Source organism: Mesorhizobium sp. M1A.F.Ca.IN.020.04.1.1 (assembly GCF_003997315.1).
In the GTDB taxonomy this organism is placed as follows: Bacteria; Pseudomonadota; Alphaproteobacteria; order Rhizobiales; family Rhizobiaceae; genus Mesorhizobium.
The window spans coordinates 19,031-31,372 of record NZ_RZSN01000048.1 but is presented as its reverse complement, the minus strand read 5'-3'; the positions used below and the strand labels follow the sequence as shown (position 1 = coordinate 31,372).

The 12,342-nt window shown below is 59.8% G+C and carries 6 protein-coding genes and 6 pseudogenes; 9 read left to right on the top strand and 3 right to left on the bottom strand.

What is annotated here, in order from left to right:
• The coding region (locus EOA49_RS33445) for a DsbA family protein (protein ID WP_281058453.1) at positions 1-200 on the bottom strand (200 nt) is incomplete at its 3' end.
• A 79-nt stretch (positions 201-279) separates the two neighbouring features.
• Positions 280-1,284 carry a magnesium transporter CorA family protein gene (locus EOA49_RS12685; RefSeq protein WP_029354811.1) on the bottom strand — a complete coding sequence of 335 codons (1,005 nt, stop codon included), beginning with the start codon at positions 1,282-1,284 and terminating at the stop codon, positions 280-282.
• A 40-nt stretch (positions 1,285-1,324) separates the two neighbouring features.
• Between EOA49_RS12685 and EOA49_RS12680 the strand changes: the two are divergent.
• The 8 genes and pseudogenes from EOA49_RS12680 to EOA49_RS33960 all read left to right on the top strand — a co-directional run.
• Positions 1,325-2,061, top strand: a pseudogene (locus EOA49_RS12680) (KUP/HAK/KT family potassium transporter); the annotation flags it as partial.
• Between the two features lie 124 nt (positions 2,062-2,185).
• Positions 2,186-3,419: pseudogene (locus EOA49_RS12675) on the top strand (IS256 family transposase).
• 85 nt (positions 3,420-3,504) lie between these two features.
• Positions 3,505-3,812 (top strand): annotated as a pseudogene (locus EOA49_RS33055) (insulinase family protein); the annotation flags it as partial.
• Positions 3,813-3,894: 82 nt separating this feature from the next.
• Positions 3,895-4,689 (top strand): pitrilysin family protein, encoded by a 795-nt coding sequence (locus EOA49_RS12665; RefSeq protein ID WP_329608241.1) that lies wholly within the window; start codon positions 3,895-3,897, stop codon positions 4,687-4,689.
• A 268-nt stretch (positions 4,690-4,957) separates the two neighbouring features.
• A complete protein-coding gene (locus tag EOA49_RS12660; protein ID WP_127241052.1) occupies positions 4,958-6,796 on the top strand; it encodes a HipA domain-containing protein in 1,839 nt (612 codons plus the stop codon).
• 201 nt (positions 6,797-6,997) lie between these two features.
• Positions 6,998-7,054: pseudogene (locus EOA49_RS34100) on the top strand (hypothetical protein); the annotation flags it as partial.
• A 19-nt stretch (positions 7,055-7,073) separates the two neighbouring features.
• Positions 7,074-7,571, top strand: coding sequence for a helix-turn-helix domain-containing protein (locus EOA49_RS12655; protein WP_245316494.1), 498 nt, complete (start codon positions 7,074-7,076; stop codon positions 7,569-7,571).
• Between the two features lie 714 nt (positions 7,572-8,285).
• A pseudogene (locus EOA49_RS33960) lies at positions 8,286-9,759 on the top strand (NAD-dependent succinate-semialdehyde dehydrogenase).
• Here EOA49_RS33960 and EOA49_RS12645 read toward each other — a convergent pair.
• Positions 9,756-10,077 (bottom strand): annotated as a pseudogene (locus EOA49_RS12645) (hypothetical protein); the annotation flags it as partial. The pseudogenes EOA49_RS33960 and EOA49_RS12645 overlap by 4 nt on opposite strands.
• A 714-nt stretch (positions 10,078-10,791) precedes the next feature.
• On the opposite strand from EOA49_RS12645, the gene EOA49_RS12635 reads away from it, so the two are divergent.
• Positions 10,792-11,985, top strand: coding sequence for a TlpA disulfide reductase family protein (locus EOA49_RS12635; protein WP_245460610.1), 1,194 nt, complete (start codon positions 10,792-10,794; stop codon positions 11,983-11,985).
• The last annotated feature ends 357 nt before the right edge of the window (positions 11,986-12,342 follow it).

Here is a 12,342-nt window from a genome sequence, read left to right as displayed (position 1 = left end):
TTGGCGATGAAGCGTTCCAGCGTGTGAATCTTGAGCACACCTGAAATCACTTCGTCGCCGAGAACCAACGCCGGCGTGACGTTGATGTACAGCTCCTTGGCGAGCGCGCAATTGCGCTCGAGGACGTTTTCGATGGCGCGGTCTTCCATGTCCCGCTTGAGCTGCTCAACCTCGAGGCCAACGTGTCGTGCGATAGTCAAGATGTCGAATTCGCTGAGCTGCGCGACCGCTCCGGGACGTGGGACTTTCAGTAAGCGCCCCGAACCAGCCTATTTCCTTTCACAGCCAACCGCGCCGCTTGAAAAAGAGATACGGAACCACGGCGGAGAGCACCATCAGACCCAGCGCAAAAGGATAGCCCAGAAGCCATTTTAGCTCGGGCATGGCATCGAAGTTCATGCCGTAGATCGAGGCAACCAGCGTCGGCGGCAAAAACACGACGGCAGCGACCGAGAAAATCTTGATGATCTGGTTCTGCTCCAGATTGATGAGACCCAGCGTCGCGTCCAGCAGGAAGTTGATCTTGTTGGACAGGAAGGTCGCATGGTCGCTGAGGAACGTGGCATCGCGCTGGACGAGCTTGATACGTTGCCGGATTTCCTTCTGCAACTTGCGACCGGACGACGCGACTGCCCAGCTGGTCGAGTCACTCGCGCTATGGTAGGCGACGAGCCGCGCGATGCTCACGAGACTCTCCTGAATTTTCGTCAGCAGCTCACCCTTCCGGCCGATTCGCTCGACAAGGGATTGAAGGTTGCGTGTTTTCTTCGAGGCGCTCGGAGACGTGTTGCGAAAAATTTCGCGTGAGAGTGCATCAATCTCGTCGCCGATGCGCTCAAGCGTGTCGGCCGCGCGGTCGATGATCGCTTCGATCAGACCCAGCATCACCAATTCGCCGGACGTGCAGGGAGGGCCGCTAGTACGCTGTGCTTTCGCCGCATAGATCAAGAACGGCTTCGGTTCGGCGTGGCGGACAGTGACGAGCGTCTGGCCCTTGATAACGAAGGTAACCGGCGCTTTGACAGGGTCCTCGCCCTCGATATTCGCGACCGCGGTGATCGTCATGAACTCGGCGCCGTCTTCATGATAAAGACGGTCCGACAACTCGATTTCCGCCATCTCGTCGCGCGTCGGGATATCAATGGCCAGATGCGCCTTAACAAGCTTCACTTCCTCAACAGTCGGGTTGAGGAGGTCGAGCCAGAGAGCACCGAGAGCTTCGGCCTCCGGCAAGCCGTCAATTGCTGTCAGATGGCCGTTCTGGCCCGTGTAGATGCGCAGCATTTATGGCCCCTTCGGCAAGGCAGTATGCCGCCCGCGGAGCCTTTCCGTAACCGGGGCTGAAGCGCTCTACACTGATCTCGGTCATTTTGGCCGCCGGCCGATTGTGCTGGCTTGGCTGGCGATCGCATTTCCGTGCCTGCTGCTTAACTATTTCGGGCAGGGCGCGTTCGTTCTTTCCCGAGGCGGGACGATCTGACATCCATTCTTCGAGATGACCACGGCTGGACGTTGGTGCCGATGGTGGTGATGGCTACGGCGGCAACTGTGATCGCCAGCCGGGTCGTGATTCCGGCGCTTATTCACTTGTGCGACAGGCCGTCCAGCTCAACATGCTTCCGCGCTTCGAAATCCGGCATACATCCGAAATGCAATTCGGGCAGATATACCTGCCGCGCGTCAACCTGCTGCTCGCATGGTCGGTCATGTTGCCGTCATCGGCTTTGGTGAGTCCAGCGCCCTCCCGTCAGCCTATGGCATATCGGTCACGGGCGAAATGGTTGTGACGACAATCCTGCTCCACATCGTGATGAGGCGTATCTGGAGGTGGACGCTCCTCCCGGCGCTCGGCCTTGCGCTCGTCTTCGGGGTGGTCGATGTCGGCTTCTTCTCGGCGAATATCATGAAAGTGCTCGACGGCGGCTGGGTCTCAATCCTTGTCGCCGGCGTGTGGTCGCGATGACTTGGGTTCGCAGAACCCGCCTCCTCTTCGAGAAGTCCCGCAAGAGCGAAGTCCCGCTCGATTTGATTGCCGAGCAGATGACTGCCAAGGTGCCGTCGCGGGAGTGGTTGGAATTGTGAGTTGGCGTAGTCTCCGGGGTGTCAACCTCGAATCATCCGGCCTTGCGGTGCCGGACAGGATACTACGCCATGACAAGGACTACCATGAAAGCCGAAGCCGTTCATCCCGGGGGATGAGGCGACGAGCTATCTTTTCGACAACTGGTTTGATCCGATCGAAGCTGGCCTGCGCGAGCGGGTGCGCGGCTTCATCGAGACGATGCTCGAGACCGAGTTGGAAGCGGTGCTTGCCCGTCCCCGTTATGGCCGGCAGCCGGCGGCGCGCCAGTGATGAGACCACCGGTGTCGCCGGCCACCGCCACGGCAGCCGGACGCGCACGCTGACGGGGACCTTCGGCACCACTGAGATCACGGTTCCGCGGGCGCGCCTTGATGTCGACGAGGACAAGACGGTGGAATGGAGGAGCAAGGCTCTGCGCGCCTATCAGCGGCGCACGAAGGCCGCCGACGCACTGATCGCGTCGAGCTACCTGGCGGGCACGAACACGCGACGCGTCCGTCGTGCGCTTGCCGCCTTGTTCGGCGGCGCGATCGGCAAGGACGTCGTCAGCCGCACCTGGCGCAAGGTGAAGACGGACTGGGACGCCTGGAATGGTCGCTCGCTGGCCGACGAGCCCGATCGTGCGCCTGATCCTCGACGGGACGGTGGTTCGTGTCAGGCTCGACCGCAAGGCGACCTCGATCTCGCTGCTCGTTGTCATCGGCGTGCGCGCGGACGGCCAGAAGATCCTGCTCGCGGTCAAGAACATGGGCGGCGAGACGACCGAGGCCTGGCGGGCGATCCTCGACGATCTCGTCGCACGCGGCCTCCGCCGCCCTGAGTTCCTCATCGTCGACGGCGCACCCGGCTTGGACGGGGCGATCGCCGGGCTGTGGACGGGGTGCCGGTTCAAAGATGCACGGTTCACAAGCACCGCAACCTGCTCGCCCACGCTCCCGAGCGCCTGCACGAGGAGATCAGCGCCGATTACACCGACATGATCTACGCGGCCACGCCGGAGGAGATCGAGAGCCGCCGCAAGGCGTTCCTGCGCAAATGGCGGCTCAAGTGCCGGGCGGTGGCCGACAGCCTGGAGGAGGCCGGTGAGCGCCTCTTCGCCTTCACGCGCCTGCCGCCGAGCCAGTGGAAAAGCACCAGAACTACAAACGCGATTGAGCGTCTGCATGAAGAGTTCAAGCGGCGCATCAAGACCCAGACCGTGCTGCCTTCGGCCGAAACCGCGGCAATGTTGTTCTGGGCGTTGATTGCGTCCGGCCAAATCTCGATGCGAAAAATCGACGGATGGCACACGCTCCCCGCCAAGCCACTCGATCAGCAGATTGACCTCGCCGCATGAACCGATAACCTCAATTTACCGGAGGCTGCTCCGCCAAATTCCAACACGATCCGCTACGGCACCGACGCCAGAGCCTTCTATGACAAAATATTACACGCCCAGCAACGCCGTCCTGGTGGTGGCCGGCGATGTCGAGCCGGAAACGGTCAAGGCGCTGGCCGATAAGACGTAGGGAACCGTGCCGACGGCTCCTGGTCTAACCCGCATCCGCCCAGTCGAGCCGGAGCAAAACGCCAAGCGCACGGTGCCGCTGACCGACGTGCGCATTTCGGTGCCGCGCTTTTCCACGCAATGGATGCTGCCGTCCTATCATACGGCCGCACCCGGCGAGGCCGAGGCGCTCGACTGCTGGCCGACATCCTCGGCGGCGGGACCCGCAGCCGGCTATACCAGCAGTTTTCGACCGCATACGCGCCCAGCTTCTCTCCGAAATCATTGCCGATGAGCGCGAACCTCACGCGATCCCCGAGCTGGCCTGGCGGCGCGGACTCTACGGCACGCATCCGTATTCGAGACCGCCCAAGGGAGCCTGACCAGCGTAACGCCCGCCGATCTAAGCGCCTTCCACAAAGCCGCTTTCGCCCGCGACGGGCTGCATGTGGCGGTCGTAGGCGACATAGATGCCAAAGCCCTGAGAGCAAGGCTCGACCAGCTGTTCGGCGATTTGCCTCAGAAACAGGCGCTCGCCCCCGTACCTGATGTCACCCCGAAGCGGCGAGCGGACGCAGGTCGCAACGCCCTCCCCCAGACTTCGCTCCAGCTGGCTTTTCCCGCCATGGGACGCAACGACCCGGAATTCTACGCGGGACAGCTGATGAACGATATAGTCGGAGGCTCACGATTTACCTCACGTCTGTTCCAGGAAGTGCGCGAAAAGCGCGGCCTTGCCTACGGTGTCTCGTCCAGCTTGGAAGACTACCAGCCCAACATGCTTGTCGTGACGACGTCGACGCGCGCCGACAGGGCGGCCGAGACGCTCGACCTGATAAGACAACTAATCAAGGAGCTGGTGGACACAGGCCCAACAGCGGCCGAACTCGAAGCGAGCAAGAAGTATCTGATCGGCGCCTATGCTATCGACAATCTGGGTTCCTCCAGGCCGATTTCCGCCACGCTTGTCGGGTTGCAGCTCGACAAACTCGGCATAGACTACATCCAGCGCCGCCCGGCCCTCATCGAGCAGGTGATCCTCGAGCAGGCAGGGCGGCGGCGAAGAAGCTGCTTTCGGCCGAGCCCGCGATTATGGGCGTTGGCCCGTGACAGCGAATAATCCCACGCTCTACAATAGCTGAAGGACTCGCCGACCTACGTGTGGCTGATCCGACTATGGTGTGGCAGAATGAACGCCTTGAGTTCTGCCTGCTCGCCTTCGCAGACCAGGTTCTCTCCCGTGGTTCGATTCCCGACCCGAAGAACGCCGTCGTTCCGAGAAAGTATTCTAACTTTTGCGTATGCCAAATACGGGAAAGTTAGAAACTCTTGAATATGAAGCCGATTATGCTAGCTTTCCCGTATATCAGATACGGGAAAGTTAGAAAATGGCCCTTCACCTCGTTGGGGAAAACATCGATAAAACCCGCAGCCACTATCAGGCTGAAACGGGCAAGCTCGTCCAGCTAATGCGCGGCATCTATGTCGATGCCGGGGAGGATATCGAGGCCACGATACTCAAGCACGCCGTCCGCATCGCCAAATACCTGTATCCCAACGCTTACCTCTCGGCGGCGAGCGCTGTGCTTCTCGGCCCGACCCGGGATGGCCGCCTGTTCCTGAGCGGGCGACGAATACAGCGCAGGCGCTTGCGCTTGCTGGAAATCATTCAGAACGCAGCTCCCGACCACCCATCAGTCGCTCAAGCGATTGTCGATGATGGAATGGGAGAAATCCGGATCGACGTCTCCTCGATGCGCCAGCGCTTCCTCGAAGCTTTCCGCCTGCGCAGCGAACACGCGGCATCCATCGACGAGACGATGCGCGAGGCAATCGCGAACCGCCTCATAGAACAATACGGCAGCGCCCAGGGCGCTGCCGACGCGACATGGGCGCTTGCCCGCGCGAACCAGTGGTATCGCGAGGGCGAGCACGCCGAGCGCTTTTTCCTCCGCCCTCCACTGACCACAGAACCGGCACGCAACGGAGCCGCGCTCGATCTGATCGTGGCGTGGCACGGCGCTCCGCTCGGAAATCTCACACATGATGGTTTTGAGTGGCGCTGGAATGCAGACGATCAGGGCCCGCCACTTGTTCGCCAGACCACGCCGGGCAAGCTCCCTCCTTTCATTCTGTCGCTGCTGCCTGAAGGCTGGCTTGAGTCAGTGTTGAACGACCGCGACGAGCGCGCGACGCTACGCTCGGGCAAACGCTACATGTCCAACATCACCATCGTCGAGCGTGCGAGCGATCTCTCCGCCCTGCCGCCCGACATCCTGTTAACCCGGCTCAATGGCTTCACTAGAAACACTGTCTTCACTGGCCAGTATGCAGGGCCGGGTCGCGGCGACCTGGAGCAGAGTTTCGAACGCAATCTCGCACAGATATTCGAGCGTACTGATACGCCTCGCCTTTCGGGTGTTCAGATCAAAGCGCCTATGTTCCTCAGTGCGGATGGCACCCTCTCTCCCAGTATCGGCCGGCCTTTTACCCACATTCTCAAACCTGCGGGTACGGGCGGATTTGAGGCCCTGCCAGTTATCGAATGGCAGTCGCTCGCTTTGGGCAGCGCGGCCGGTTTCAAGACGCCCGCGACAGCGCTCGTCCCGATGCCTGACGGGATGCCTCCGGCGCTACTCGTGGAGCGGTTCGATATCAGAACGAGCCTCGAGGACAAACACCTGCTCGCGCTTGAGGACTTCTGCTCGGTACTTGGCGTGCCCACCGAAGCAAAATACGACGGCACGATGGAGCGCATCGCGCGGGCACTAAGGCCGCTATCGACCTCTCCCGAAGAAGACGTCCTGCTTGTCCTGAAGCGATCCTTATTCGCCTGGCTGATCGCCGATGGCGACATGCACCTGAAGAACATGGCACTGCTGGAAATCGCAGAGCCCGGCAGCACGCAATTCAGCTCAGTTCGCATGGCTCCGCTCTACGACGCGGTCACGACTCGCGTGTTTCCACGCCTCGAAAAAGACCGGATGGCCCTCAAGCTGAACGGCAAGGACGATCGTCTGCGGCGCGCCGACTTCAAGGCTTTCGCGAGCACGGCTGGCCTCAAGGCAGCCGATGCGGATACCAGCATCGACGATCTTGTTGCAGCCCTCTCACGCGCGCTCAACCACCTCGAATTGCCGCCGCCTCTATCAGACGGCTCTCAAGGCGCGAAGATGGCGGAGCAAATGCGCGCGATTGTCCACGAACGCATCGAAGGGTTTGCATAGATGATCGATCTAACTGATACGCCGGTTTCCATGGACCGCACTTCCCAGCCGTGATGGGCGAGACCGCCCCGACAAAGCTTGGCAAGGGCTCGAAAGTTCAGGCTAATGATAGATGCTCAGTGGAGGGCCTATTTTCTAGCGCCGGCGACGTAACCGCTCGATCGTCTGCACAATCCCTTCGGGCGTCGGCTGGCGCAGTCGATGCGGTCGAGATCTCTGCTCGTCGTGGCAATGTTCACGGTGGTCTTTTTGGAGATCCATCCATTCCAGGACGGCAATGGAAGGCTATCGCGTTCTGACGACGCTTCTGCTGATGCGCAGTGGCTATGCTTATGTGCCTTACTCTTCGCTCGAAAGCGTGATCGAGAACAGCAAGGAGGGCTACTATCTGGCGCTTCGGCAAACTCAAAAAACGATCCGCAGTCCGAGGCCTAATTGGCAGCCCTGGGCTGTTTATTTCCTGCGCGCTCTTCAGCAGCAAAAGCAGCGGCTTGAGAAGAAAATCGAGCGCGAGCGTCTCGTGCTCGGTACGCTTCCGGAACTCTCCCTTCAAATAGTTGAAGCCATCAAGGAGCGCGGGCGAATGACCATTGGCGAGATCGTCAACCTGACCGGTGCAAACCGGAACACCGTCAAAAAACATGTGGCAACCCTGGTCGAAATAAACCATCTAGCCCCAACATGGAACCGGCAAGGGAACGTGGTTTGGCAGACGTTAACACAGACTACTTTATGTGATTCAACCCACGAAACGCACCACGTCCATTTACTTTGAACACAATATGATAAGGAACACTCTTTCCGAGCTTAAGCCCCCGGGCAAAAAGTTTTCGAGGGGTGGTTGCCGCCGCCCTCAGTGCAATTAACCGGTATTGAGTTCCAGCTTGCCAGCAGCGGTTATCAGCGTGGCGTCGATGGCAAGTCCTCCTTTGAAGGCGGTCGCATTCGAGGGGAATGCTCTACAGGGACGACCCGCCGTAAACGACGCTCTTTCGAAAATCCCCGACCTCTTCCACCACAACGACCCCCCTTCTCGTTTTTTGGGGCGCGACCTGCACGGTCCCGAGCCCAGCTGGCAGATGATCTGCGTGCCTACGGTCGCAAAGAAGGCATCACCGTGCTGATTCTCGACTGTGGTCCCTTTTGATTTTCCACGCCCGTTTGTGGCGCTCGCGATGGGGGGCGGCAAGATCGAGGACTTTTGAAAGCAATTTCAATCCGATGATGCTCAAAAAAGGCATTTGGCTGCACTGCTGCTATTCGGACCGATGGCCGGTACGCGCGGTCGGGAAGCCGATGTCCATTGTTCAGTTTGCACCTGATGAGAACCGCAAGCCATCGACCAGAAGCGTTCAAGAATTCTCCCTTTCAAGTTGAGTGGATGGTCTACCAGCCGTATGGCCGAGGCCCTATAAGGACCCGCAGGTGCGGAGTACACGCCGAGGCTCTGCCGATTATACATATCAGCTGCCTTTGAGAGGAACCCGGTTTGCCCCTGTGCCTGCCGATGATCCGCCACTGAAATCCCCGGACCTGTTTGGCGCCGTCCATCGCCTGCCGGCACTTGGCACGTCAGTTCGCGAGCGGTCATTTGTGGTCCTCAACCCGTCGAGCGGCGAAGTGCTGGCAGGACGTCCGATATGGGCGTGGAGGAGACACGCGCTGCGGTAGACAAGGCCTATGTCGCGCAGCCTGGATGGGCGGCGCTGACCGCCGGGAGCGCAGCGACATTCTTTGGCGATGGCATCAGCTGATCATCGACCATGCAGGCGATCTCGCCGCGATTCTGACTGCGGAAATGGGCAAGCCGTTTGCCGAAGCCAAGTCGGAGGTTTCGCATGCGGCCGCGTATCTGCAATGGTACGCCGAAGAAGCCAATCGCATCTATGGCGAGACGATCTCCGCACCGTCTACAGACCGTCGGATGATGGTGATCAAAGCAGCAGATCGGTGTCGTCGGCACGACTACGCCATGGAATTTCCCAGCGTCGATGGTGGCGCGCAAGATCTCGCCGGCCCTGGCGGCGGGCTGCGCGATCGTGCTCAAACCTGCTGAACAGACGCCGCTCGTGGCAGGTGCAATATTTGCCCTCGCGCAGCAAGCCGGCTTTCCTGACGGCGTTGTCAACCTGGTCTATGCGTCCGAAGGTGATCGCGTGGGGCCGCGAACTCTGCTCCAATGCCAAGGTCCGAAAGATCAGCTATACAGGCTCCACTGAGGTTGGCCGACTGCTCATGCGCCAGTGCTCGGACCAGATCAAGAAGGTCAGCCTCGAGCTCGGCGGCAATGCGCCCTTCATCGTCTTCGACGACGCGGATATTGACGCTGCCGTTGACGGCGCGATCCAGGCGAAGTTCCGCAATGCCGGCCAGACTTGCGTTTCATCGAACCGGCTTTACGTCCAATCGAGCGTTCACGATGAGTTCGTCGAGAAGTTCGTGGAGAAAGTCCGGCACTTATCGGTTGGCGACGGCTTCGCTCCGGGAGTGGACGTCTGACCACTCATCGACATGCATGCTTTGGCCGAGATCGAGTCCCACATCGCAGATGCCGTTGCCAAGGGTGGGATAATCGATGCGGGGCCAAACGTATCGGCAAGGATGGCACCTTTTTCAAACCCACAGCCTTCACCGAGATCTCCAGCATCATGGCGGTTGCGCAAGAGGAGACTTTCGGGCCGTTGGCGCCGATCATCCGCTTCCACGATGCGGATCAGGTTGTCTGTGAGGCAAACGACACGATTTACGGGCTCGCCGCCTATTTCCATGCCTCGAACCTGAGGCGTGTCTGGCGCGTGGCCGAGGCATTGGAATATGGCATGATTGGCATCAATACGGGGCGTATGTCTTCGGATGCGGCGCCCTTTGGCGGCATGAAGCAGTCCGGCATCGGGCGGGAGGGTTCCCGCCACGGGCTCGAAGACTACCTCGAAATGAAGTACCTCTGCATGGGTGGAATCTAAATGACGTCGCCCCGAGTTTCTCCAGTTTTGGGTTCGTTTCCGGCGTGGGTTGTGCGCTGCTGGGCGGGTGAAGCGACGGGGGCTGGCGCGGAGCCTTTCGCATAGCGCAGCGCGAGCGACCGTCGCGGATTGAAGGTGGTGGCGAACTTGGCCGGTGTCTGCCAGGCGATTTGGGAGTGCGGCCGCGCGGTGTTGCAGTCGGCGCGCCACAGGCGATAGCGATGCTTGCCGTGCGCATGGAATGCCATTCGACCGGTTCTGATCCGCGCAGGAGAGGATGGCGTTCGAGATGAACTGGCTGGCATTATCACTGACCAGTGATGAGCCGGTCAATTCCCGGGCAACCAAGTGCCCTCGACCGTGCTGAATAGTGCGCCTTTGCCATACCGGCGGATTAGCGCGGCCGACCTTACTTCGGCATGATGCGAGCAATTTCTGCACCAGGCGCGCAACGTATGCCACTCCCTCAGATCGCCCAGCGATACGTCTGGGCCTGCATGTTTGCTGCCTTCTGCGATGGCTTGCCGACACTTTCGGCTCGCCGGGTGTGATGATCTTCTTCTGCGTCTTTCCCTCTCGGCGATATTGCCGTTCGGCCGTCCCGACCAAGGCCAAACCTCGGGCCGTTTTCCCGTTCCCGGGTCGAGCTTGAACGTCTCGTCGATGATGTTCTGGCGTGCTGCGAGCTCAACGCCGAGGCGCTTGGCATCGATGCATGGCACGACATATTGCGGCGGTGTCGCACGTGTTCGACGGTTTGGGCTTCAGGATCGTGCGGATGGGCCACGCTTTTCTGGCGGCGCGAAACACGGGCAATGCGCGTTCAAAACCTGACAAAGGCAGAAACTTGTCAGGTTCAATCCAACCGCCATCCGGGCACTGCGGAGGTTTTTCAAAGCATATTCATGCACTTGCGCGCTGAGCCCGCTGGCATGGACCTTGCAACGCTTGCAGCAGGACGGTATGCAATGGAGCAGACGAGGATGTTCTCTCCCCTGAACCGTGTGCCGTCTCTGAGAGGGAAATAAGCTCGTGCAGAAAATCTCACAACCTTTGACAACGGCTTTGGAGAACAACGTGGTGTTGCAGATCGAGTCCCCGGCTCCTTCGATTCAAGCGGAAACCTGGCTGCGTGGCGAGCCCCTCACCAGCTTCGAGCCCGGCAAAGTGTACATCGTCGAATTTTGGGCAACTTGGTGCGGTTCGTGTGTGGACGGGATGCCCCATCTGATGCAGCTGCAGGAGAAATACAGGGAAAGCGGCGTTGAGATCGTAGGAGTCGCGGCTAGTGAACGCGCTCCAACGGCCGATGAGGCCCGAAGCACGTTGGACGCTTGGTTGACGGAAAAGTTCCCGAATCTGAACTATCGGATCGCATTCGACTCCACAGGCGAAATGGACAAGCTTTGGATGGAGCCCAGCTTTTCTTTCTGGATTCCCACCAGTTTCGTGGTCGACCGAGACGGCTGCATCGCCTTTATTGGTGAACCGACGGAACTCGATGAGGTCTTGCCGAAGGTGCTTAACGGCAGCTGGCGCACCAGCGATCAGGCAAAATCCGCCGATGCGGAGCGGATCGCGGAAGGCGAACCCATAGCGCGCGAACAAGCGCTGAAGAAGCCGATCAAGGACAGATATCGGGCGGCGGTGGAGAAAAAGGATTGGAAGACGGCGCTCTCGGCGATCGAAGAAGGCATCGCCTTGATGCCGGACAACCTCGGTTTCCGCCGTTCTCATGTGAATCTGTTGCTTCACAAAATGAAGGACATGCAGGTCGGCTTGCCCGTCATGCGCCAATTCGTTCGCGACGCGATCAACAGAAACTCCGAGAATTGGATGGTTGCGGCGTTAGACGAGCTCTTCTTTCCGAATCTTGACCATTCGCACTTTCCGTCTGCTGAGCGCTTGGCGATGGGAAAACAGCTGTCCGAACACATCCTGGCACTGAATCCCCCGGAAAGCGACAAACGTAAGCTCCTGCCTTATCGTTTGGCAGCCCTGTACTATCACGAGAGCGGCAACAAAGATCGGGCGATCGAGTTGATCGAGATGGCATTGAAATCGCAGGGCGGTCCGGAGCGTATCCGGGACCAAGATGAACAGGACGAAATATCGCATTTGCTGCAGTTCCTGGCCTACTTCAAGGGTGAGAAGGTTTGTTACGGCGCTCTGTGTGCGGCTCCAAACAATGGCCGATTCGACAGCTGGTATACCGTTTGCGGCTGACCGCCAGCTTATGTGAGGGACAGAATTGGCCGGGCGGACAGCTCTTGATGCGAACGGCGCAAACCCCCGCCCGGCTTGCGAAATCACCTGGGCCGCTCTTTTGGACCTAAGTCCGAAGGACTGCGGCCTTCTACGATGCCCGCCTTTGTTTAGGCGGGCTATGAGCTGAGCTACGGGTTTTGCCCGCTTCTAACCGTTCGCCAGCCTAGCGCAGGTGCCTCTCAACACCTCCACCACACCAAGGTTTCATGCGGGTAGCGAATTCGATCTTGGCGGCATGGCCATTAAGCACATGGGATGGCCTCGCTGGCGGCATGCCTGTGATCTGGTGCTGCAGCCCACGCTTGCCTCCGCCAG